The 21,858-nt window shown below is 55.6% G+C and carries 26 protein-coding genes and 1 tRNA gene; 11 read left to right on the forward strand and 16 right to left on the reverse strand.

The features are described 5' to 3' along the window. Nucleotides 1–265, reverse strand: a 265-nt coding sequence (locus KBY68_RS12360) for a cob(I)yrinic acid a,c-diamide adenosyltransferase (protein ID WP_390634983.1), incomplete at its 3' end; no start/stop codon positions are given. Nucleotides 266–402: 137 nt separating this feature from the next. After that, nucleotides 403–564, reverse strand: a complete 162-nt coding sequence (locus KBY68_RS07255) for a hypothetical protein (RefSeq protein ID WP_255096535.1) — start codon at nt 562–564, stop codon at nt 403–405. Nucleotides 565–934: 370 nt separating this feature from the next. On the opposite strand from KBY68_RS07255, the gene KBY68_RS07260 reads away from it, so the two are divergent. Then, complete coding sequence (locus tag KBY68_RS07260) at nt 935–1,234, forward strand: type II toxin-antitoxin system Phd/YefM family antitoxin (RefSeq protein WP_255096536.1); 300 nt, start codon at nt 935–937, stop codon at nt 1,232–1,234. Beyond that, a complete protein-coding gene (locus KBY68_RS07265; protein WP_255096537.1) occupies nt 1,231–1,665 on the forward strand; it encodes a type II toxin-antitoxin system VapC family toxin in 435 nt (144 codons plus the stop codon). Before KBY68_RS07260 ends, KBY68_RS07265 begins: the two co-directional genes overlap by 4 nt. A gap of 474 nt (nt 1,666–2,139) precedes the next feature. Here the strand turns inward: KBY68_RS07265 and dcd are convergent, their stop codons facing one another. Both dcd and KBY68_RS07275 read right to left on the reverse strand, forming a co-directional pair. Continuing rightward, on the reverse strand, nt 2,140–2,733 hold the full coding sequence (dcd, locus tag KBY68_RS07270) for a dCTP deaminase (RefSeq protein ID WP_255096538.1): 594 nt from the start codon (nt 2,731–2,733) through the stop codon (nt 2,140–2,142). Next, nucleotides 2,727–3,272, reverse strand: coding sequence for a cob(I)yrinic acid a,c-diamide adenosyltransferase (locus KBY68_RS07275; RefSeq protein ID WP_255096539.1), 546 nt, complete (start codon nt 3,270–3,272; stop codon nt 2,727–2,729). The genes dcd and KBY68_RS07275 overlap by 7 nt, the downstream gene beginning before the upstream one ends. A gap of 167 nt (nt 3,273–3,439) precedes the next feature. Between KBY68_RS07275 and ntcA the strand changes: the two genes are divergently transcribed. The 3 genes from ntcA to KBY68_RS07290 are packed head-to-tail and all read left to right on the forward strand — an operon-like array spanning nt 3,440 to nt 5,769. Further along, nucleotides 3,440–4,105 (forward strand): global nitrogen regulator NtcA, encoded by a 666-nt coding sequence (gene ntcA / locus KBY68_RS07280; protein ID WP_106500560.1) that lies wholly within the window; start codon nt 3,440–3,442, stop codon nt 4,103–4,105. A 42-nt stretch (nt 4,106–4,147) separates the two neighbouring features. Next, complete coding sequence (locus KBY68_RS07285) at nt 4,148–5,335, forward strand: DUF3084 family protein (protein ID WP_255096540.1); 1,188 nt, start codon at nt 4,148–4,150, stop codon at nt 5,333–5,335. After that, complete coding sequence (locus KBY68_RS07290; RefSeq protein WP_106500558.1) at nt 5,332–5,769, forward strand: RuvC family protein; 438 nt, start codon at nt 5,332–5,334, stop codon at nt 5,767–5,769. Before KBY68_RS07285 ends, KBY68_RS07290 begins: the two co-directional genes overlap by 4 nt. Here the strand turns inward: KBY68_RS07290 and KBY68_RS07295 are convergent. From KBY68_RS07295 to psbH, 4 genes are read right to left on the reverse strand one after another with little or no spacing between them, the layout of a single operon-like run. Continuing rightward, nucleotides 5,766–6,023, reverse strand: coding sequence for a DUF3146 family protein (locus KBY68_RS07295; protein ID WP_106500567.1), 258 nt, complete (start codon nt 6,021–6,023; stop codon nt 5,766–5,768). The genes KBY68_RS07290 and KBY68_RS07295 overlap by 4 nt on opposite strands. Before the next feature lies 1 nt (nt 6,024). Continuing rightward, complete coding sequence (pth, locus tag KBY68_RS07300; protein WP_255096541.1) at nt 6,025–6,624, reverse strand: aminoacyl-tRNA hydrolase; 600 nt, start codon at nt 6,622–6,624, stop codon at nt 6,025–6,027. Continuing rightward, nucleotides 6,593–6,838: a TatA/E family twin arginine-targeting protein translocase gene (locus KBY68_RS07305; protein ID WP_255096542.1), complete on the reverse strand. Its 246-nt coding sequence runs from the start codon at nt 6,836–6,838 to the stop codon at nt 6,593–6,595. The genes pth and KBY68_RS07305 overlap by 32 nt, the downstream gene beginning before the upstream one ends. Before the next feature lie 3 nt (nt 6,839–6,841). Further along, a complete protein-coding gene (psbH, locus tag KBY68_RS07310) occupies nt 6,842–7,042 on the reverse strand; it encodes a photosystem II reaction center phosphoprotein PsbH (RefSeq protein ID WP_106500555.1) in 201 nt (66 codons plus the stop codon). An 83-nt stretch (nt 7,043–7,125) separates the two neighbouring features. Here psbH and psbN point away from each other — a divergent pair, with 83 nt between their 5' ends. After that, nucleotides 7,126–7,266 (forward strand): photosystem II reaction center protein PsbN, encoded by a 141-nt coding sequence (gene psbN, locus KBY68_RS07315; RefSeq protein WP_106500554.1) that lies wholly within the window; start codon nt 7,126–7,128, stop codon nt 7,264–7,266. Here psbN and KBY68_RS07320 read toward each other — a convergent pair. After that, a complete protein-coding gene (locus KBY68_RS07320; RefSeq protein WP_255096543.1) occupies nt 7,203–10,172 on the reverse strand; it encodes an alpha-mannosidase in 2,970 nt (989 codons plus the stop codon). The genes psbN and KBY68_RS07320 overlap by 64 nt on opposite strands. Before the next feature lie 79 nt (nt 10,173–10,251). Here KBY68_RS07320 and KBY68_RS07325 point away from each other — a divergent pair, with 79 nt between their 5' ends. After that, the gene (locus KBY68_RS07325) at nt 10,252–10,371 is read left to right on the forward strand and encodes a photosystem II reaction center protein I (RefSeq protein WP_010312075.1); all 120 of its coding nucleotides are present in this window, start codon (nt 10,252–10,254) and stop codon (nt 10,369–10,371) included. Between the two features lie 49 nt (nt 10,372–10,420). Beyond that, nucleotides 10,421–13,414 (forward strand): DUF3769 domain-containing protein, encoded by a 2,994-nt coding sequence (locus KBY68_RS07330; RefSeq protein WP_255096544.1) that lies wholly within the window; start codon nt 10,421–10,423, stop codon nt 13,412–13,414. A 34-nt stretch (nt 13,415–13,448) separates the two neighbouring features. On the opposite strand, the gene KBY68_RS07335 is transcribed toward KBY68_RS07330, so the two are convergent. The 6 genes from KBY68_RS07335 to KBY68_RS07360 form a co-directional block, all read right to left on the reverse strand. Next, nucleotides 13,449–14,057 (reverse strand): 3-isopropylmalate dehydratase small subunit, encoded by a 609-nt coding sequence (locus KBY68_RS07335; RefSeq protein ID WP_255096545.1) that lies wholly within the window; start codon nt 14,055–14,057, stop codon nt 13,449–13,451. Beyond that, complete coding sequence (gene leuC, locus KBY68_RS07340; RefSeq protein ID WP_255096547.1) at nt 14,057–15,466, reverse strand: 3-isopropylmalate dehydratase large subunit; 1,410 nt, start codon at nt 15,464–15,466, stop codon at nt 14,057–14,059. The genes KBY68_RS07335 and leuC overlap by 1 nt, the downstream gene beginning before the upstream one ends. 52 nt (nt 15,467–15,518) lie before the next feature. Beyond that, nucleotides 15,519–16,778, reverse strand: a complete 1,260-nt coding sequence (locus tag KBY68_RS07345; protein ID WP_255096548.1) for a competence/damage-inducible protein A — start codon at nt 16,776–16,778, stop codon at nt 15,519–15,521. Next, nucleotides 16,771–17,814, reverse strand: a complete 1,044-nt coding sequence (locus KBY68_RS07350) for a glycosyltransferase family 4 protein (RefSeq protein WP_106498904.1) — start codon at nt 17,812–17,814, stop codon at nt 16,771–16,773. Before KBY68_RS07350 ends, KBY68_RS07345 begins: the two co-directional genes overlap by 8 nt. 62 nt (nt 17,815–17,876) lie before the next feature. Continuing rightward, entirely contained in the window at nt 17,877–19,127 is a 1,251-nt protein-coding gene (gene glyA / locus KBY68_RS07355) for a serine hydroxymethyltransferase (RefSeq protein ID WP_106498903.1), read from the reverse strand. Between the two features lie 118 nt (nt 19,128–19,245). Continuing rightward, nucleotides 19,246–19,319 (reverse strand) — tRNA-Arg (locus tag KBY68_RS07360). 48 nt (nt 19,320–19,367) lie between these two features. Here KBY68_RS07360 and KBY68_RS07365 point away from each other — a divergent pair. From KBY68_RS07365 to KBY68_RS07375, 3 genes are read left to right on the forward strand one after another with little or no spacing between them, the layout of a single operon-like run. Further along, nucleotides 19,368–19,646 carry a hypothetical protein gene (locus KBY68_RS07365; RefSeq protein WP_255096549.1) on the forward strand — a complete coding sequence of 93 codons (279 nt, stop codon included), beginning with the start codon at nt 19,368–19,370 and terminating at the stop codon, nt 19,644–19,646. After that, complete coding sequence (locus KBY68_RS07370) at nt 19,643–19,972, forward strand: DUF3181 family protein (protein WP_106498892.1); 330 nt, start codon at nt 19,643–19,645, stop codon at nt 19,970–19,972. Before KBY68_RS07365 ends, KBY68_RS07370 begins: the two co-directional genes overlap by 4 nt. Continuing rightward, the gene (locus tag KBY68_RS07375) at nt 19,959–20,210 is read left to right on the forward strand and encodes a cytochrome-c oxidase (RefSeq protein ID WP_106498891.1); all 252 of its coding nucleotides are present in this window, start codon (nt 19,959–19,961) and stop codon (nt 20,208–20,210) included. The genes KBY68_RS07370 and KBY68_RS07375 overlap by 14 nt, the downstream gene beginning before the upstream one ends. On the opposite strand, the gene murJ is transcribed toward KBY68_RS07375, so the two are convergent. Continuing rightward, nucleotides 20,211–21,833, reverse strand: a complete 1,623-nt coding sequence (gene murJ / locus KBY68_RS07380) for a murein biosynthesis integral membrane protein MurJ (protein ID WP_255096550.1) — start codon at nt 21,831–21,833, stop codon at nt 20,211–20,213. Between the last annotated feature and the right edge of the window lie 25 nt (nt 21,834–21,858).

Raw genomic sequence — 21,858 nt, forward strand, 5'->3', positions numbered from 1 at the left:
GCCCTGTGAGGATCACATCCATTCGGCTTGGCCGCTGCCCCAAGGTGGCCACTACTTCCGCTTCATCAAGCAACCCATAGGCCAGCGCAAGCCCCAGCTCATCCAGCACCACTAGATCGGCAGCACCTTTACGGCGATCAACGCCATTGCCATCAGCTTTGAATTCATGCCGCCAGCGTTGCAGCGTTGTTAATCCAACGCCCATGAACTTGGCCAGTTCACTTGCTCCTGCGCCAGCAGCAATCCCTTCTGCAAGGATTTGCAATGCCTTCTGGCGATCAGCCGAAGACGTTAGTCATCCCCATCCTCTCCCTTGAAGGCCTGAATCTTTTTTGCAGCATATCGCTGCGCGGAAGCCTGCGGCTACAACAATGCTGCTGCCATGGCCTACGGCCCACTCGGCTATGCCGAGTAAACAGCAAGTGCTTTTTCCTTACGGCGTAGATCCTGTTTTAGTGCCTTAATTTCCTTGTGATCCTGCTGGTGGAGTTTCATTAAATCCCGCTGCTCCGCCATGGTTAGCACTGCGTTTGCATTTGCATCCTGCCGATTGGGAGGGCTCATCCTTTTACGTACATCAGCTTGAACAGCACTTCTTCATAAACAGCCCGGCTGTAAGCAGTCATTAAGTTGCTTCATTAAGCCCCCAGGGATTCAATTAACAGGGGTGACAACTTTGCTGGCAGAGGGGGCCCCGTGAGCAGGGCTTCCTCGCGGGTCGGCTGCTCGGCAAACCAGCGCTGCACGGTCCCAACATCAAAGTGAACCTCCCTCGTTTTCAAGGTCAGTAGCCAAAGAGTTGCTTTCGGTAGCTACCAGCGATGTTGTCTGATTTGTTGGTATCCATTTGCTTGCACAATCCTAACGGCCGCAACCCTCGAATCAGACTAGAATTCTGGTCTAAAGTTCAAGGATGGACTCCGTGGATCAGGCAGTGTCTCTATCGACAGCAAAAACCCACTTAGCCGGCTTGGTGCAGGCGGCGGAAACAGGCGAGGTTGTTCACATTTCACGCCATGGCAAACCTGTGGCCGTTCTGATCTCAGAGCAGGCCTACTCCTCATTGCAGGGCCACCAGTCAAAACGAGGTGTGTGGTCTGCCATCGCGGATTGGCGTGCAGTTGTCCATGGGCGCCATGCCGATGATTGGCCCCTGGACTCAGGCCCAGTTGGCACACAGGAGATCCAAGCCTGGCGCGATCGCTCATCGGGCCGGGAGGTGCAGCTCGGATGAACGTGCTGCTGGATACCAATGTGCTGTCTGAACCCCTGCGAGAGCTGCCAGATCCGGCTGTGATGGCACAGCTGGAATCTGAAGAGCATGTTTTGCATACAGCCAGCGTGGTGATCCACGAACTGAGCTACGGCATCCACCGTTTGCCTTCCGGGCGCAAGCAGCAACGGTTCAACAGCTATCTGCAGGGGTTGCTGAGCAGTGGCCTCACCGTGTTGCCCTACGACGGAAAGGCTGCTCTGTGGCATGGCGAACAGCGTGCCAGGTTGGATGCCAGGGGTCTGCGCCCAGCGTTTGCGGATGGCCAGATCGCGGCCATCGCCGCAACAAAGGCCTTGGTGGTGGTAACGCGCAATACCCCTGATTTCGGAGTCTTTGAGGGCTTAGATGTGCTGAATTGGTTCTCACATGGAACAGCAGCGGCTCGATAATTTCGAGACTGCGGTAGCTGTCCGGAAAGATGTCGTCTCTACCGCGAGCTCCCGGTCCAGCAGCAATGGGCTTCCCCCGTTTTTGTGGATAGTTGCTTAAGCAACTTTTTTGATTACCCTACCTTTGTTAAAGCACGATTTTCGTAGTTAATCGGAATTAGGTAGTCATTACTTGAATGTCGTCTATTTAAACTGTAATATTTTTCGATTCAACCAATGGTTTCGCTTTCTAACTAAAATTCTAACTGCAATGGTGTTGGTAGAATTTTGCTATTACAATCATTTAGTACGCCTTAAATATAAATTAATTCAAATCATAAGATAATGTTCGGTTGAATTTACGCGATAAAACATTTGTTGTAATTTATTTCCCTCCTCCATTTTAGTTCAATACCTAAAGTATTTCAATGGCTTTAGTAGTTATTAATGCCAGTAGTATTATAGGTATTGCTGGAATGCTTAGATCAAATCCATTCACATCTTCGCTAAGGTAACCCTTTCCGGTTGATCTTGATATTTACCGGCCCTATCTTGATAGGTGGTTTCACAGGGGTCACCTTCAAAAAATAATAGTTGACAGATGCCTTCATCGGCATAGATGCGGCAATCAGCGCCAGAGCTATTGCTAAATTCCAAGGTTAAATGACCCTCCCAGCCGGCTTCTGCTGGTGTTGTATTTACTATTATGCCAAGCCTTGCATAGGTGCTTTTACCAAGGCAAATCACGGTGATATTACTTGGCACTTTCATCTTTTCTAATGCCACACCCAAGCCATAGGAATGGGCTGGCAGGATGAAATAAGCACCATCAGCATCATTTTGTAGTGGTGCTGGTTCTAAATTTGCTGGATTGAATCTCTTTGGATTCATTACCGTGCCTGGCACATGCCTAAATATCAGGAATTCCTTTGCTGATAGGCGTAGGTCGTAGCCATAACTTGAGCATCCAAAACTCAATACCGGATTTGCCCTGTTATCAGGATCCAAATGGCGCACCAAGGTGGCTTGGAATGGATCCAACAGGCCATTTGCAGCCTGTTCGTTTATCCAGCGGTCGTTTTTTAGCATCGGTCGCGGCGCAATTCGGTTACTTGATCCGCTAACGCCATCAAAGACGCAGGCATTTCAGGCCCTGTGAGGATCACATCCATTCGGCTTGGCCGCTGCCCCAAGGTGGCCACTACTTCCGCTTCATCAAGCAACCCATAGGCCAGCGCAAGCCCCAGCTCATCCAGCACCACTAGATCGGCAGCACCCTCCAGCAACCAACGGCTGCTTTCTTGCCATAGCTCCTGCACCGCCTGCCTGCTGCTGCCTTCTTCTTCTGGTCCATTTAGGCAGCCCGCCAGCGCCGGCCGCAGCCAGGTGAGCCGGCCGCACATCTGCACCGGCCGGCTAGGCCCTTGATCCACGCCGCCGCGCAAAAACTGACTCACCAGCACCGTGCTACCCAAGCCAGCACTGCGCAGTGCCTGGCTGAACACACTGGGGCAACTGCCGCGATAGGCGGCCGTGTGCACCTGCAATAGCCCCTCCGGTTGGCTAACCAGCAACCGCAGTGCTGCCCCCGCCTGCCTTTGGCTGGGTTGAGCAAGGCTGCTGAGCATAAAAGCACCGGGGGCAAACGAAACCCGAATGTAGCGTTCAAAGCCGTATGCACAAGCTCTTCACACCACAGATAGTGCAAACATTTGTACTGTGCAATATTTGGTGTTAACCGCTACCAGGCACTCCGGCAGCCCTTATTAAGGTTTCGCTAACTGAGCCAGGGCCCATGCTTTCATCAGCCCCACCCCAGCCAACTATTCAAGAGGTGATGCGCAGCCTGGCGGGCACCACCTCCGAAATTGTGGAGCGCGGCAAAACAATTTTTTTCCCTGGTGATCCAGCCGAGCGGGTTTATCTGCTCAAACGCGGTGCCGTGCGCCTATCGCGCGTTTATGAATCCGGCGATGAAATCACCGTTGCTTTATTGCGGGAAAACAGCATTTTTGGTGTGCTCTCCCTGCTAACAGGCCAGCGATCCGATCGTTTTTATCACGCGGTTGCATTCACCAGGGTTGATTTAATCAGTGCCCCCGCCACCTCCGTGCGCCAGGCGATCGAAAAAGATGCCCGCGTTGGCCTATTGCTTTTGCAGGGCCTTTCTTCTCGCATTCTCCAAACCGAAACGATGATCGAAACCCTCACCCATCGCGATATGTCGTCGCGTTTGGTGAGTTTTCTTCTGGTGTTATGCCGTGATTTCGGCATGCCAGGCACCCGTGGCATCACGATCGATCTCAAGCTTTCCCACCAAGCGATCGCAGAAGCAATCGGCTCCACCCGGGTAACGATCACCCGCCTGCTTGGTGATCTACGCAATGCTGGCCTTGTGGAAATCGATCGCAAACGCATCACTGTTTTTGATCCCCTTGCCCTTGCAAAACGCTTTAGCTGATCAACCCTCAGCGATACTGGTTCTCCTTTAGGTGCTCTCTCCGTGACCGGCTGGCTGCTGATTTTGGCGGTGCTGCTGCTCGGTGGAGTGCTCGCCACCATTGGTGATCGCCTCGGCAGCCGCATCGGCAAGGCGCGCCTCAGCTTGTTTCAGTTGCGCCCCCGCAGCACCGCTGTGCTGATCACGGTTTTCACCGGCAGTTTGATCAGTGCCCTAACCCTTGGCTTGATGCTTGCCGTTAGCGAACAGTTGCGGGTTGGTTTATTTCAGCTGGATCAGCTGGAAACAAAACTGAATAATTCGCGTAGAAACCTGCAATTCAGTGTTGAGCAATTAAGCAATAGCCAAAAGCAATTAACCCAGGCGCGCCAAGAGGGCACAAAAGCAGATCAAGGCCGCCTTGCAGCACGGCGCCAACTGCAGCAGGTGGAAGTAAGGGCAAATCAGTTGAGATCTGAACTCGCCCCCCTGCAAGCCCGTAGGCGTGAATTAGAAGCTGAAAGAAACCGGCTTGGTAACGATGTAAAAAGCCGTGATGCGGAATTGCAGCAGCTGCAAACGCGCACCCGCAATGGTTTACAGGAACTAAAACAGTTGGAGGGCAAGGTGCTCGCCCTGCGCAGTGGTGATGTGGTTTTAACCACCGGCCAGGCGCTCACCAGCGCCAGAATGGCAATCCCCCAGCAACGCTTAGTAAAAAAAGCAACCGAGGATGTATTGCGCCAGGCAAATCTGCGCGCTTTTGAACAGGTATTACCTGGCCAGCCGCCAAATCGTCAGCTGCTTTTAATCCCCCGCAGTGAAGTGGCAAAGGTTGAACAGGCCCTAAGTAATGGTGGTGATTGGGTTGTAAGTATTCGCTCCGCCGGCAATGTGTTGCGCGGTGAAACCCAGGTGCTCGCCTTTGCTGATGTGCGCCCTAACCAAAAAGTGGTGAGTAAAGGTGAAGTGCTCGCCAGCATCAGCTTTGATCCCAATGAACGCAGCCCCGAGCAAGTGCAGGCCCGCCTAAATCTGCTGCTTGCCGCTGCCCGCACTGAAATCCTGCGCCAGGGTTCCCTAGCGCCAGCGATTCAATTTGATGTGGAGGCATTTAAGGCCGCCGGCCGCGCCCTTAGTGAACAGCCCCGTCGCCGGCCCCTGTTGGTGCAGGTGGTTTCCGTGCGCGATAGCGACACCGCTGATCCGGTGCTTGTGGAACTAAGGGGCATAAACCCCGCAGAGCAATGACAGCCACCACCCCAACAGCAGGCGGCCATTGGATTGGCCTTGATCCAGGCCGCAGTAAATGCGGGCTGGTGCGCACAGATATCAGCGGCCAGCAGGTGCAAGATCTTTTGGTGTGCACACCCCAGGAAAGCTGGGATTGGCTGCAGCATTGGTGCCACAGTTGCAGTGTGAAGGGCCTGGTATTGGGTGATGGCACCGGCAGTGGCCCCTGGCAGCAGGCCATAGGTGATGCCCTACCTGAATTAACAGTTGTGTTGCAGCCAGAGGCCGGCAGCACCCTTGCCGCCAGGGGCCGTTATTGGCAATTATTTCCGCCCCGTAATTTATGGAAACTATTGCCTGAAGGTTTAAGGCTGCCGCCCCGGCCCCTAGATGATCTAGCGGCCTTGGTGCTGCTGGAGGCCCACCTGGGCCATCGTTTAGGGCTTGCTTAAAACTTTGCCCTCACGGTGAATTGATAATCGCCACCGGGTTCTAATTGATAATCACTTTTTACTAAAAAACGCAATAAAGCATCTTGAATTAAGGCCCGGCCGAGCGATGGTTCCACCACCAATTCACCGCGATCAAAATGCCATCTAAATTCCCAACTAAAACCTCCAGCTGCCACTTCACCCTCCACTAATTTATTACTAAAGCTTTGATGTAAAACCCTTAGCTTGGCATTGGTGGAGGGTAGTTTTGCCATCTCAAGTGCTTGGCCGAAAGCCATTGAGGCGATTGCCAGCTTTCTCTAGGCCATTGGCTTGGATTAATTCAATTCCCCTGCAAACCTCAGCCAGCACCTGTTTAAGCAGCCCCTGTTCGCTTGCCCTGAATGGCCCCAATACATGGCTAACCGTGCGTTCTTTTCGCTCCTGGGGATCACCTAACGGTGCACCAATGCCGATGCGTAGCCTTGCGAATTCTTCACTACCTAAATGTTGAATAGTGCTGCGTAAGCCGTTGTGGCCGCCGGCGCTTCCGCTCGCCCGCAGCCGCAATCGCCCCAGCTCTAGGTCCATGTCGTCTACCAGCACAAGCAATTGTTCAGCGCTCCAGCCAAACCAATCGAGGCAGGCCCTAATCGAGCGGCCGCTGTCGTTCATAAATGTTTGCGGTTTCAATAGCCGCAAACGATTATTGCCCTGGCCGATGTCTGCTAATTCAGCGTGTAATTTCGCTTGGGGCCGAAAATTAGCTCCAGCACTGGCAGCAAGCTGATCAAGCACCATAAAACCAACGTTATGGCGTGTTCCAGCGTAATCAGCGCCTGGATTACCCAGGCCCACCAGCAGCGTCAGTGGCATCGGCTGATTCAAGTTTGCTGGGTTCAGGGGTATCGATTGGTGCATCAACAGCTTTGCGGAATTCCTGCTCGAATTCCTGGGAAGCACTTTGAAAACTTTTCAAAGTACGCCCTAAGCCGCGGCCTAATTCCGGCAGTTTTTTTGGACCAAACACCAGCAGGGCGATGACGGCAATCACCGCCATCTCCGGCAAGCCAACGCCGAAGATGTTCATCGCTTAACCCATGCCGTTCCAGTTCACCGTGATCCCATCAAGCAAGAGGGAGCGGTTATATAGCTGCAGGATCACCAGCAGAAACACCAGAAACAACACCATGAAAATGCCCATCACAGGTGTGGTGCCCCATCCGGGCACCACCTTGCCGTACTCAGAATTGAGGGGGCGAAGCAGATCTCCCAGGCGGGTGCGTTGGGCCATGGGCTGAAAACCTCTCTGGCGGGGTATAGGGCTCGTTACTGTAATAGCAACGGGCCCTCCCTTGCACCCTCTGCAAACCATTGATGGAAACCACCTCCCCTGCAATCTCTGTGGCACTAACAGTGCTGGTGGTTTTACTCGCCCTCACTGGCTTTGGCATCTACACCGCCTTTGGCCCACCCTCCAAGCAGCTAACCGATCCCTTTGACGACCACGAGGATTGATCCCAGCTGCCAATCGCCCAAGCTTTTAAGTGCGCTGTTCTGCAGGGGCTGAGGTTTTGGCCTGTTAGGCGCAGTTGATTTGCTTCATTCCTGTTGATCCCCAGCAATTGCAGATCGGAATTTGGCCAAGCCAGCAATTGGCAACTTTCTGCCTTGATTGCCCCTTGATCAGCGGCTGGCCTTTTCCATAGGGGATTGCGGAAGCTGGCCGCTGCCGCTGGCACCCCTTGCTGCCACCAGCCCCTTGGCGTTGCCATCAGTCCCAGCCTTAAACGATGCAAACCATGGTCGGCACTTGGATCCGGCCAGGTGGGCCCCCTCAGCAAAGAAATGCCAAGGCCATCGGCCGAACCGCTTACCCCCTGAGGGCCATCGAGCAGCACCGCCAGGCCATGGCCAGCCACCCAGCTGATTGCTGCTGCCTCCCAGCGGGCTGCCTCCCTGGCATTGCGGGGATTACTGGCACGGTTTTGCACCCCAGCTGGGCAATCAGCACTCCAAAAATCAGTTGCTTGAGCCAGGGGCAGCTCCAGCCGCAACAGTTCATGGTGTTGTTGCCATTGGCTTTGCAGGCACAGCTCAAGCATTTCACTGCCGGCCTGGAGCCGCAGCATTAGTTGGATTGGGCTTTGGCCGCAATGGCCGCGCCAGCGCAGGGCCGTGCAGAGGGGGCCGCTTTCCAGCACTTCAGGGCCGCTGCACCAGCTAAAAGGCAGCGGCTGGTGTTGGTAGTTGGCGGCTAAATCCCAGGCATCCCAAAATTCACCGCGATCGGCATAGCGCCGCAATTGCAGTGGGCTTTTGAGTAGTTCAGGGCCCCAGCCATCGGCCTGCCAGCCCCGCAGCTGCTCCACCCCTTGGGGCCCCAGCAGCACCTGCAGGCGGCTGTTTTGCAAACACCAGCGCCCTGCACCTAGATCCTCCAAACCCAGCGCCTGCTGGATTGGCAGTGGCTCTTTCCCTGTGGGCTGTTGCACCAGCCGCTGCAATTCCACCCCATCGCCAAAAGGCAGCTGCAGCCAGCAGCCGCCCCCATGGGCCCTCTGGCTTGCTAAGGCCCCATGGGGGCCATGCCAGCAATGGCCCGCCGCCGGCGCTGGCAATTTGAACACCCGTTCAGCTGCCTTAGCCGGCAGCAATTGCCCCACCCACCATTGCTTTTTAAAGCCCCTGCCAATTGCCACCAAGTGGCCGAGGGCTTGGTCACGCCGTTGGCGGCTGGCGCGCCGTGCTGCGCACCATTGCCTTTCGGCCTGCTCGAATACCGCTGGGATTGAGGTGCCGGGCAGGATGTCGTGAAATTGTTGAAACAGCAGGCAGCGCCATGCCGCTTGGCCCCCATCAGCCGGTTTTATTGCCGCTATCGCTTCCGCTAAATCCGCCTCCAGCAACAGCCGCTCCAGCGTGCGGTTGTGTCTTTTTTGATCCGGACGGCTGGTGGCACAGGCGCGATGCAATTCCAAGTAGAGCTCATCTCGCCACACCGGCAATTCAGCCGCCAGCGGTTCCAGCTCCGCCAGATAACTGCGCATGCTGCTGAATTGATGGTTTGGGGCCAGGGCTTGCCCCTGCCATAGCGCCAATTGATCCAGCATTTCCCGGCTGGGGCCGCCGCCGTGGTCGCCCACCCCCGGCAGCCATAAACCCTCGGCTACACCCGTGGCCTCCTGCCATTGGCGGCTGTAGTTGGCCATCGCCAGGGGATCTGCATCAGTGCCGATCGCAGCACTCATTAGCGCTAATACGCTGCTGCCGCTTTGGTGGCGCCAGCGAAACAGCCGGTGGGGGAAGGGATTAGTGGCATTCCAAAACAACTTATGGCTAAGAAACCACTGCACCCCAGTGGCGGCGCACACCTCCACTAGGCCATGGCTAAAGCCAAAACTGTCTGGCAGCCAAGCCAATTTGTGCTCCCATTCAGGAAAGCTTGCGCGGCTATAGGCCTGGCCTTCTTCAAATTGACGCAACAGGGAAGCGGAGCCCACCAGGGTGCAATCGCTTTCTACCCATGGCCCATTCAGCGGTTCCCAGCGCCCTGCCGCCATCGCCTGGCGGATGGCAGCAAATAGCTGCGGCCGGTGCTGGCTCAACCAGTGATACAGAGCCGGGGTGGAATGGCCAAAACAAAGCTCGGGGTGGCTTTTCATCAGGCCCAACACCGATCTGAAGGTGCGTTCCGCCGCCTGCCAGGTATCAGCCACAGGCCATAACCAGGCCAGATCCAGGTGGGCATGGCTCAGTAATTGCAGCGGCGCTGGTTTTGGCAGCTGGGCCAGTTGCGCGCTCAGAAATTCTTGATTGGCAAGGTTTGGTTCTGCCGCAAGGGCATCCGCCAGGGCTTTGAGTTGAGCCGCGGGCAGCAGCTTCTCTAGCCGGCTTAAATCCTGTTGCAACAGGCGCAACTTTGTTAACAGCAGCAGGCCATTGGGATCAGCCGGCTGCTCTGGTTCCCGCTCCAGCCGGGCCAGGATCAAGGCGCCTTCATCGTGGCTGGGGCTGCTTAATTCCAGTTCCAGATTCAGGGCTTCCCCCTGCCAAAACCGCTGCGGCAGCTGCCAGCGGCAGGCGCTATCAAACAAATCCCCCTGCACCACGGTTTTGCCATCCACCCTCAAGGCGGCCGTTTCTGCCCACCAGCGCAGGGCTAATCGGGCTTCACCCCTTGGTTTTTCGCCTAGCCAAGCCCCAGGGCAGCGCAGGCAATGTTGCAATTTGATGATTTGGCCCCCCCGGGGCCAAATCACTAAACCGCGCGCTTCCCAATCGGCTCGATGCAGTTGCCCCCAGGGGTGATGCTGGCCTGGGCTACCGTTCTCCCGCCGCAAAAGGGGCAGCAGATCCAACTCCCGCAGAGGGGCAAACGTTTCAATCCACCCCTTAAGCAGCGCTTCAAGGCCCATTTCCATCCGTAGCCGCGCATGTGGCCCATAGGATGGACCAGCCGCGTTGGGTGCGGCACCAATACCTGTCCTTTCCGGCTGGACCATGCTCGCCCTCAAGATTTCTGTTTACTCGGTTGTTTTCTTCTTCATCGGCATCTTTGTGTTTGGTTTTCTGGCCAGCGACCCGAGCCGGACACCCAGCAGAAAGGACCTAGAAGAATGATTTGGTTGGGATGGCGTGGCAGGATCGCCGCCCCTGAAGCTGGCCAGGATTGAGAGCGCGATTTCACGCCCACAGCCTGGTGCCTGCCGCCATCGCCCTGCTGCTCAGCGTTGCAACTGCTTCAGTTTGCCGCGCCCAGGAAACAAATAAATCACAACAACTTGCACCCCTTGAACTTGAGCTAAAGGCTGATCAACAGGGTTACGACAACCAATTAGAGCGATTTGTTGCCACCGGCAACGTGGTGGTGCTGCTAGCTGGCGGCAGATTGCAGGCCGATCGGCTCGAATACGACACCAGCAGCAGGGTGCTTTGGGCCCGGGGTTCCGTGCGTTTTCAACGGGGCAATCAATACATTCAAGCCAGTGAAATTCGCTACAACCTGCTCCAGGGGGAAGGGGAACTAGACAACGTTTACGGCTTGGTTGATCTACTCACCAGCCAATTGGATTTAAACCCTGATGCACCCTTGCAGGGCAGCCCAGAGGCGTTGGCAGCAGAACAAAAACAAAGGAATGAACTACTGCTTAATCCGCCTAAACCCGGCGTGCAGGTGTCGCCCGCCAGTGTGGCGCCGCTGCCCCCACCGGAGGCAATGGCATGCCCCCCAAATCTGCCGCCCCTAGTGAGCCGTCATCCCCATCCCTGGGCGGTTACCGCCTGGGGCGGCCAGATGACCGATGCAACTTTTGGTGAAACATTCACTTTTAGCGGTAGCCCAAGGCCTGAATATTTAGGCGGGATTGGCTTTAATCGCAAATTATTAGATGCCGACCCTTTTGATATTGAATTAGATGGCAATTTATTTTTCCATTCAGGCGAGCGCAGTAATGATTTGCGCTATCGCAAAGGTGTTCCTGAAGATCAGCGCCTAAATGCATTTATTAATAATCAGCAATTTTGGGAGGTAACTTTTGGCATTGGTTTGCGCTGGTGGATTCAGCCGTGGCTCAGCCTTGGAGTGGTGGAAGGTGTAAGCCTTAACTCCACCCTTAGTAATTATGAAAATGTTTCTTGGCTCAATTCATCGCAATTTCTCAACTACCTAGCCGTTGAACTCGGCGTTGAAGTAAATCCCCAATGGTCTTTGGTGGGACGCATTCACCACCGCTCTGGCGCCTATGGCACCTACGGCGGTGTTTATGAAGGCAGCAATGGTTATTTGCTCGGTGCCCGTTATCGCTTTGGCTCCCCCGCCCCGAAACGGCCCCAAGTTGAAAATCCACCCCCCCTGGGTTGCCCTGATCCCGATCGCGCCAGCCGCCAACCGCTATTGCCCCTGGATGAACAGTTGGAGGCAGTGGCTTTTGATGGCCCCAGTGCCCAGGCTGCACCGGCGCCAAGCCCATCCCCAGAACCAAACAAACTCACCCCAGCTCAACAATTAGTGCTGCGGCGCCAGGAGATTGCTTCCATAGATCAAAGGGTGCTCAATGTGCAGCCCCGCCTTGGCCTAACCATCGATAGACGCTTTGGCACCAATAGCCTCAGCAGCCTCACCGGCACGGAAGCCGCCTATGGCGCCGCCACCCCAGCCCAATTGCAACAGCTGCAAACCACAAAAAACCAAAAGCTGATTAGCGGTTCCGTTACCCATTGGCGTTTTCAAGCACCCCAGGTGCGGCTCACCCCAGAAGGGTGGACGGCCCCGCGGGCCAGCTTCAGCAACGACCCCTTCACCCCAGCTCAGGTGTGGGTGGATATGGAAAATGTGAAATCAAAGCAGGAACTTGATGGCACCACCGTGATTGAATCAGGCCGCAATCGCCTGTTATTGGAAAACAAAATACCTGTGCCACTACCCTCCACTTTTAGGATTAAACCCAAGCAGGAACAGGAGGTGGAAAACCGTTGGGCACTCAAGGTAGATAAATTAGATCGCGATGGTTTTTTTGTTCAATACACCCTGCCTGAATTGCGGCTTGGCAATGCCACTACTTTCTCATTAAGGCCCCAATTCATGATTGAGCGTGCCTTTAATGGCACCACCTCCGCCTACCCAGCTCCAGGCGCCTCCGCCGGATCTGGCACCGTTACTCAAAACAACACAATCGGTGATTTATTTGGCGCCCAGGCATTGCTTGAGGGTTCATTTGGAGAGGGTAAATTCTATGTGCGAACAGATGTTTCTAGCTTTTCTGAACAAAACCTATCCAATGCAACCCGGGTGGTTGGTGAAATTCTAGAGCCGCTTAAATTGCCATTCTTAGGCACTCCGTTGGCCCGTTTATTTGGTGCCTATCGCTTCCGCACTTGGAATGGCTCCCTTGGCGAACAGGATATTTATTCCGCCTATGGCGCCTCCCTTGAAAAACAGGCATCTTTGCCCAATTTTGGTAAGCTTGAAAGTTCATATTTTTGGCGTGCTGGCATAGGTAATTACCAAAGTAATGATTTTATTTCCGGTAATAATGAAAGTAATAACTTTGCTGATCTATGGCGAGCTAATTTCTATGGTGCAATCCGCGCCAATTGGCCCCTCTGGAGCGGTAAGGCATTACCGCTCACATCGGAAGGTGCCTATCGCTATTCAGGTGTGGCGATTGTGCCAGGCCTTTCGTTGAATTTTGTGCCCTTCCTTAATCTATCTGCCTACGGCAGTGGCAAGAGCCAAAATCTTGTGGGCATATCAGGTGGCCCAGTAATTACATTAGGTCATTTCAATAAGCCGATGTTTGATTACACGCGCCTATCTTTATTTGGTAGTTTGGCTGCTAAATCAGGTGATAGCCCCTTCGCTTTTGATCGCTATGTTGATACGGCAACCCTTGGCGTTGGTTTAACCCAGCAGTTGGTTGGTCCCCTGGTGCTTGATGGGGCGGTTAGTTATAACGTTGCCGGTAATTCTGGCTATTACGGCGATGTAACTAATTCCTATGTTGAATTGCGTTGGCAGCGCCGCGCCTATGAATTTGGTTTTTACTACAGCCCATACACCGGCATCGGTGGCATCAGAGTGAAATTAAATGATTTTGGTTTCCGTGGCACCGGCCTCCCATTTGTGCCCTATGAGCCAACTACCGGAGTGGTATTGGGCCCTTGATTAAGATTTAAATGAGTAGTTTTAAGCTAGGTATTTATTGAAAGTTATTTAAATAGGGCAAGGCCATGGCCGTTTTATTTAGGGCTTCATTGTTTGCTATTAGTTGGGCGGTGCCATCCCAGCGGCCACTTAGCAGCATCTGTTGGGAACCACCTGCCAGCTCTAGGTTCCAGCTTTTGCCTGCTGCGCTCACGGAAGCTGTTTTTATATCTAAATTAAAAATAGGTTTTGGATTTTGATTTGCTTCTTCCTGCAATTGCAGGGCAGTTGTTTGATTTGCAATTAAACATGGGATGCCAAGCGCTAAGCAATTGCCGTAGAAGATCTCAGCAAAGCTTTCTGCTACCACGGCTCTTATGCCCCAGCGCATTAATGCCTGTGGTGCATGTTCGCGGCTGGAGCCGCAGCCAAAATTGCGATTAACAAATAATATATTTGCCCCTTGATTTTCTGGTTGATCAAAGGGATGTTCGCCTGCTTCCTTGCGATCATCGGCAAAAACCTGGGCGCCAAGCCCATCAAAACTTACACATTTAAGGAAACGGGCTGGAATTATCCGATCCGTATCGATGTTGTTGCCACTAAGCACCACTGCTTTTCCGCTGATGCTTGTTATTGCTCCTTGGGGATAGCTGTTGTTCATCACTTATTCAGCAGTGTGCGCACATCGGTAACGCAACCTCTAATAGCAGCAGCGGCAACCATCGCCGGGCTCATCAATAGGGTGCGGCCACTGGCCGACCCCTGGCGGCCCTTGAAGTTGCGGTTGCTTGAGCTGGCGCTGATCTGGCGCCCTTCCAGTCGGTCGGGGTTCATGGCAAGGCACATCGAACAGCCCGGTTCGCGCCATTCAAAACCGGCGGCACGAAACAACTGATCCAAGCCCTCCTGTTCCGCCGCCCTCGCCACCTGCTCTGAACCCGGCACCACAAATGCCTTGATGCCAGCTGCCACTTGGCCCCCTTTTGCCACCGCAGCGGCAGCGCGCAAATCACTAAGCCTTCCGTTTGTGCAACTACCGATAAAACACACATCCACCGGCGTGCCTGCTATCGCTGCTCCCGCTTGCAGATCCATGTAGCGGTAGGCCTCCTCCGCCAAGGGTCTCTCCTCTTCTGCGATCTGCTCAAGGGTTGGGATCATTTCATCCACCCCCACCCCCTGCCCTGGGCTGATGCCCCAAGTAACAGTGGGGGCAATCTTGCTGGCATCCACAACCACTTCATCATCAAAAATCGCATCGCTGCCGCTGGCTAATTGGCTCCACCAGGCCACAGCCCTGCCCCAGGCTTCCCCGCTGGGGGCATATTCCCGGTTTTTTAGGTAGGTAAATGTGGTGGCATCAGGATTTACGTAGCCACATCGGGCACCGCCTTCAATCGCCATATTGCAGATCGTCATGCGTTCCTCCATGGAGAGGGCATCGATTGCGGGGCCTGCAAATTCATGGGCATAGCCCACACCTTTTTGCACCCCCAAAAGGCGAATGATGTGCAGCACTAAATCCTTGGCATAAACCCCCGCTTGCAAGCTGCCATCAACCCAGATGCGCCGCACTTTTAATTTCGCCATCGCCAAGCTTTGGCTTGCCAACACATCGCGCACTTGGCTGGTGCCAATGCCAAAGGCGATTGCTCCAAAGGCCCCATGGGTTGAGGTGTGGGAATCGCCGCAGGCCACGGTCATCCCCGGTTGGGTGAGCCCCAATTCCGGGGCGATCACATGCACGATCCCTTGGCGGCCGCTACCTAAGCCATGCAAGGTGATGCCATTTTCGCTGCAATTGCGCTCGAGGGTGGCAAGCATTTCCTCCGCCAATGGATCGGCAAAGGGCCTTGCCTGGGAGCTGGTGGGAACGATGTGATCAACGGTTGCCACCGTGCGTTCCGGGTGGCGCACCTGCAGATTTAATTCCTTCAGGCCAGCAAAAGCCTGGGGGCTTGTTACCTCATGGATTAAATGCAAACCGATAAATAGTTGGGTTGCACCATCGGCTAGTTCAGCCACCTGATGCAATTGCCAAACCTTGTCGTAGAGAGTGCCTGCGCTCAAGATCTTTACCTATTTATCGCTGCAGCCTAAAACTTCAACTAAGCCACTCCAACTAAGCAAGGGCTAAGCGCAATTGATCCAAGGCATCACCAACGCTCAGCCCACGGATCCACTCGCGGCCGCGGCTGGCGCCATATAAACGCATAAAGCCAAAGCTTTTTTCAGGGCCCGCCACGCCGAAATGCACCAAACCCACCGGTTTGCTGGCACTGCCACCAGCGGGGCCGGCGATGCCGGTAACGGCCACACCCCAATCGGCGCCAGTGGTTTGCCGCACCCCCTCGGCCATGGCAATGGCCACCACTTCACTTACAGCCCCATGGTTGGCCAAGGTGTCAGCCGGTACCCCCAGCAGTGTTTGTTTGATCCCATTGGCATAGGCGATCACACCACCAAGAAACACATCGGAGGCACCGGGCACCGCCCCAAGGGCTGCCCCCACCCCACCTGAGGTGCAACTCTCAGCTACAGCAAGGGTTTCACCCCTTTCCCGCAGGCAAGCCAGCACCACCGAAGCGAGGCTGTCGCCATCGGCGCCGAAATAATTACTGCCGCCGATTTGGCGTAATTGCTGCTCCACCGGCGCAATCAAAGCATCAGCGGCTTCGCCGTTATCAGCCCAGGCCGTGATCCTTAATTTCACCTCGCCGCGGCCGGCATAGGGGGCAACGGTGGGATTTTGCTGTTCTAAAAATGGCGCCACCTGTTCCGCCAGGCTGGATTCAGCAATGCCCCAAAAGCGCAACAGGCGGCTGCGAAAGATGCCGCTGGTGAGCCCCTGCTGCTGCAGCCATGGCACCGCCGTTTGCTCCCACATCGCCTGCATTTCAGCAGGCACGCCCGGGAAGGTGAGCAACGAAAAATTTTCCAGGGGCGACCAGATCATGCCCGGAGCTGTGCCGAGGGGATTGCTTAGCACCTTTGCGCCTGCTGGCAGCAGCGCCTGCTTGCAGTTGTTGGCGGCCATCGGTCTACCCCGGGCGCTCAGTTTTGCTTTGATGTCTGCCAGCACTTCGCTGCGTTCCTCAAGGGGTGCATTGAAGGCAGCGGCCAGGGTTTCTGTGGTGAGATCGTCGGGGGTGGGGCCCAAACCACCGGTGCAGATCAACACGCGGCAGCGACGGGAAGCTTCAAGCACCACTTCCATCAACCTTTCGCGGTTATCACCCACCACCGTTTGGCGAAAGTGGGGGATGCCAAGCCGGGCTAATTCCTCAGCTAGCCAGCGGGCATTGCCATTAACGATGTTGCCCAGCAGCAACTCGGTGCCGATGCAAAGCAGTTCAATTTGATTGTTTGTTTTATTACTCACCTTGATCTAGGGGTTCGTCCCCCTGGCTGCGGTGGCTGCGCACCACCACCCAGATCAACACCCCAGTGGCAAGGGCAAGCCATAGAAAACGCAGCTCTGCATTGGCTGCCACCAGGGCGATGGCAGCAAACCACTGGGTGAAGGCATAGATCAACACCACGGTGCGCCGGTGGCTGAAGCCAGCCCGCAGCAGGCGGTGGTGCAGGTGGCGTCGGTCGGGATAAAAAGGCGAGCGGCCAGAGCTCACGCGGCCCATGATCACCGCCGACATATCAGCAAGCGGCAAAGACAAAATCAGTAAAGGTAAAAGCAAACTCACCGTTGTGAGTTCCTTTGCCGGACCCACCAGGCTGATGGCCGCCAGGCTAAAACCAAGAAAATAGGAACCACCATCACCCATAAAGATGCGGGCGGGGTTGAAATTATCCCTTAGAAAACCGAGGCAGGCGCCAGCTAAGGCAGCAGCAAGCAGGCCGGCGCCGGTTTGATGCAAGCTAAAACTCACCGACAACAAACCCACTGCGGCAATGCCGCTCACGCCAGCGGCAAGGCCATCAAGGCCATCAAGCCAATTGATTGCATTGGTGATTCCCACCAACCAAATCACCGTAACGAAGAGGCTCAACCAATCCGGCAGGGTGAGGGAGAGGTTGCTGTCGAAGGGAAGGGTGATCGAGCCAATCTTCACCCCTTGGCTCCAAACAACCGTTGCAACGGCGATCTGTAGGGCTAGCCGCGGCAGCGGGGGCAATTGAAATAGATCATCGCTTAAACCCACCGCAAAAAAGGCCACCCCCCCGAGCAAGGTGCTCCAAATCAATTGGTCGCGGCTGGCGGGCAAGCTGCCAAAGCCCCCCAGTTGCCAGGTAATAAAAAGGGCAAGGCAAAACCCCAGCACGATGCCGATGCCACCAAGGCGCACCATCGGTTCGTTGTGTTGCTTACGGGGATCAGGTTGATCGATCAAACCCCAACGCAAGCCAAGGCGCCGCACCAGCGGCACGATGGCAGCCGTGAACAGACCGGCACCCACCATGGTGGCGATCGCAGGGATCAGGGGGCTGGAATTCACAGGAGGCCAGGGCCTACGGCGGCAGCTTACCCGCAGCTGCCATATAAGGGGAATTCTTGGCAAAGGGCCGCCACCCGTTCACGGCAGCGCTGCTCGATTTGATCGTTCTCTGGATTGATCAAGCGATCGGCGATCACATCCGCCACTTCCCTAAAAGCATCAGCTGTAAAGCCTCGGCTGGTGAGGGCAGCACTACCCAAACGCAGGCCGCTGGTAACAAATGGTGATTCCGGATCAAAGGGCACGGTGTTCTTATTGGCGGTGATGTTCACATCGCTCACCAGCAGGTCGGCCACTTTGCCGGTGAGGCCCACTGAACGCAGATCCAGCAGCACGATGTGGTTATCGGTGCCGCCACTCACCACGGCAATGCCGCGCTCCTGCAACCTTTCAGCCATTGCCTTGGCATTGTTGATTACCTGTTCGCAATAGCTTTTAAAGCTGGGCTGTAGCGCTTCGCCAAAGGCCACCGCCTTTGCTGCGATCACATGTTCTAAGGGCCCCCCCTGGTTGCCGGGAAACACTGCCTTATCAAATTGTTTGCCGAATTCAGCATCAGCGCAAAGGATCAGGCCGCCCCTAGGGCCCCGCAGGGTTTTGTGGGTGGTGGTGGTTACCACATGGCAATGGGGCACTGGGTTTGGATGCACACCAGCGGCCACTAGGCCAGCGATATGGGCCATGTCTGCCAGTAGATAGGCCCCCACCTCATCGGCAATGGCGCGGAAAGCAGCGAAATCAATCCTGCGTGGATAGGCGGAAAATCCACAAATAATTAGCTTTGGCCGTTCTTTTAGGGCTAATTCACGGATGCTTTCGAGATTTAATTGGGCAGTGCTGGGATCAACGCCGTAGTGCACCGCCTTGAACCATTTGCCGCTCACATTCACTGGTGAGCCATGGCTTAGGTGCCCGCCATGGGAGAGGTCCATCCCCATGATTTTGTCGCCGGGTTGCAGCAGGGCAAGAAAAACAGCGAAATTTGCCTGGGCGCCGCTGTGGGGCTGCACATTGGCCCAGGCGGCACCAAACAGTTGCTTGGCCCGCTCGATCGCTAATTCTTCAATGGCATCAACGTGTTCACAACCGCCGTAGTAGCGCTTATGGGGCAAACCCTCGGCGTATTTATTGGTTAATACCGAACCCTGGGCTGCCATCACCGCAGCTGAAGTGAAATTTTCGCTGGCGATCAATTCCAGGTGGGTTTGTTGGCGTTCAAGTTCCTTATCGATCAAAGCCGCCACTTGGGGATCCCCCTCCAGCAGGGCATTGGGCATCCTTTGGCTGGTTTGAATCACGGCTGCTGGCCCCTGGCTAAAAGTTGCAACGATCGTAGAAAGCCAGGGGCCAAAAAAAACCGCCCTTTCAGGCGGCAATTTGGGAGATAAAAAAAAGCGCGCCTGGAGAGATTCGAACTCCCGACCCTCTGATCCGTAGTCAGATGCTCTAATCCGCTGAGCTACAAGCGCTTGAACTATCCATTCTGCCCAGCAGCAACCGGGTTTCGTCAAGTGCCCTTGGTTTTCGTTCAGAATCATTCGAGCGTTGGTTTTGCCTTGCCCCTTGTTGCCACCAGGCCCCCAAATCCCCAAGATCCCGCCTACCAACAGCTGGAGCGTTGGATTAATTTCGCTGTGCATGGCGCCCTATTTGCTGCCCTAAACAGCGGTTTATGGCTCTGGCGCGGTTTGAGGCCGGAAAGCTTGGCCCAGCTGCCGCTGCTCAGTTTGAGTTGGGTAGCGCTTTTGCTTCTGCACCTAGCTTGGTGCTGCAACAAAGCACTTAAATCGGCGTGACCCTTTCTGCTGCTCAGCTGGGGGACCTCAGCGATGCCATCGCTGATCGCATTTATGTGCAGGTGGCTGGTTGGCATTTGTATTTGGGCGATGCCAAGTTGGCCCGGCCCTTGGCGGAGGAGTTGGCCGGCCTGTTAAGCCAAGGCACTGCAGCGGCTGTGCGCATGGCACTGGAGCGGCTTCAGGTGCCAATTGGTGCTGGCAGCACCCGCCTACCCCTGGCCCGTTTGATTCCCCCCGGCCAACTCCTCGATCTCGAGGAGATTCTTGAACCCTTCTGCAGCGATACTGGAAGACCGCCGCTGGCGACGGATGCTCGTGATTGAAGTAACCAACGCCCGTGAAGTGGTGCGTAAACGGGTGGGGCGCCTTGGCGAAAGGCTGTTGGGCACTGTGGTGGATGCGGAAGCGCAGGTGGAGAGGGCCCTGCTGCAGGAGCTGGAAACAGCCTTTCGGGAATTTGGCATCCAGGCCCGCATCTACTCGGTGGAGGGCATGCAGATGATTGGCCGCAGCCATTTGGAATTGCCAGTTACGGTGCGGGATCAACGCACTGTTGATTGATCAGTTTTTTAAGAAAGGTAATTTTGCCGCCAGGGTGCGGCCCAGTTCCCTTGCTTCTGCAACGCCAAGGCCACCGGCGATCAGGCCATAGCTAACGGCGCCCACACCACCGCAGATAGAAACCTGCAGCAATTTGCCGAGCAGGTTTGGCGGCCAGGCCACAGCTGTTGCAAGCAGCCAAGCGAGCAAACCACCCAGCAGTGCTGCCAGCGTGAGTAGGCCGCTGTCTTTAGCCCAAGAGCCAATCGGTAGGGCGCCCAGCTTGCTTCTTAGGGCAAGCAATAGGGCAATGCAGCTCACCACATTCACGCCAACCGTTGCTAACACCAAGCCCGGCGCTTGAAAATTCAATTGCGGCAGCAATAAACCATCAGGGGTGGGGCAACCCACCAGCAACCAATCAAGTGCTGCATTTAAACCAATCCCTGCCATTGAGATCCGAAAGGGGGTGTTGCCATCGCCGAGGGCATAAAAAACCCGCACCAGCACATCCCTGCCCAGATAGGCGGGCATGCCTACCCCATAGGCCATGAGGATGCCCACCACCAAGCTGGCGGCGCTGGCATTAAACGCTCCCCTTTCGTAGATCAGGGCAACGATCGGCCCGGCTAGGGCCACCATCAAAGCGCCCAGGGGCAGCATGCTGGCATTGCTGAGCATCACCCCCTGGCGAATGCGTTGCAGCAGTTGATCGCGATCTTCCGGCGCCGTGAGCCTGGCAAATACCGGCAGCAGCGGCACCAGCAACATGTTGGAGAGGATCCCTAGGGGGGTTTGCACCAAAAGGCCGGCATAACCAAGCCCTGCAGCGGCGCCGCTGATGCCACTGGCAAAGAAGAGATCCACATACACATTGATCTGCAACATGCCGGATGAAAGGGTTGCCGGGCCCATCACCCGCAGCACCTCTGCCACACCCGGTTGTTTCCAGTTAAAACTCAAGCGCAATTGGCCCAGGCCCTGGCGTGCTAACGCCGGCAGCTGGATCAACCATTGCAGGATTGCTCCCCCCAAGGTGCTTAGGGCTAGCACCGCTCCACCGGCAAGGGCCCATGGGGCCGTTCCGATCGCAGGGCCGGCCTGGAACCACAACAGGCCAAGGCCCAGCAGCACCGCCAGGCTGGAAAGCAATGGGCTAATCGCCGGCAGCCAATATTCATCGGCGGCATTTAAGGCGCCAAAGCCAAGGCCGATTAAGCCCGCAAATAGGGCCATGGGTGCCATCAAACGCAACTGCAAAGCGGCGAGATCGTGCAGCTCTTGATCTAAGCCAGGTCCCACAAGGGTGATTAAGGGATCAGCCAGCAACACCAATAAAACGGTGGCCCCGAGTAAACCCAAACCCACCAAGGTGTTGATTGCAGCCAGCAGTCGGGCGCTTTCGGCCCGCTCCTGCTTTGCCATCACACTCACCACAGCGCTGTGGAAGGGGCCGTTGATGCCGCCTAGCAGGATTAATAAGAAGCCAGGCAGCACATAGGCGTAGTTGTAGGCGTCGTAGGCGGCGCCAACCCCAAAGGCAGCTGCGATCGCCTGTTGACGCACAAGCCCCGCCACCTTGCTGAGGGCAGTGGCAACAGCCACCACCAGGGCGATGCGCCGCAGGTTTTTGCTTTCAGCCATGGGTGCCGCCGATTGTGGGGGAGTA

Origin of the sequence: Synechococcus lacustris Maggiore-St4-Slac (genome assembly GCF_024345595.1) — a bacterium.
GTDB lineage: Bacteria > Cyanobacteriota > Cyanobacteriia > PCC-6307 > Cyanobiaceae > Synechococcus_D > Synechococcus_D lacustris.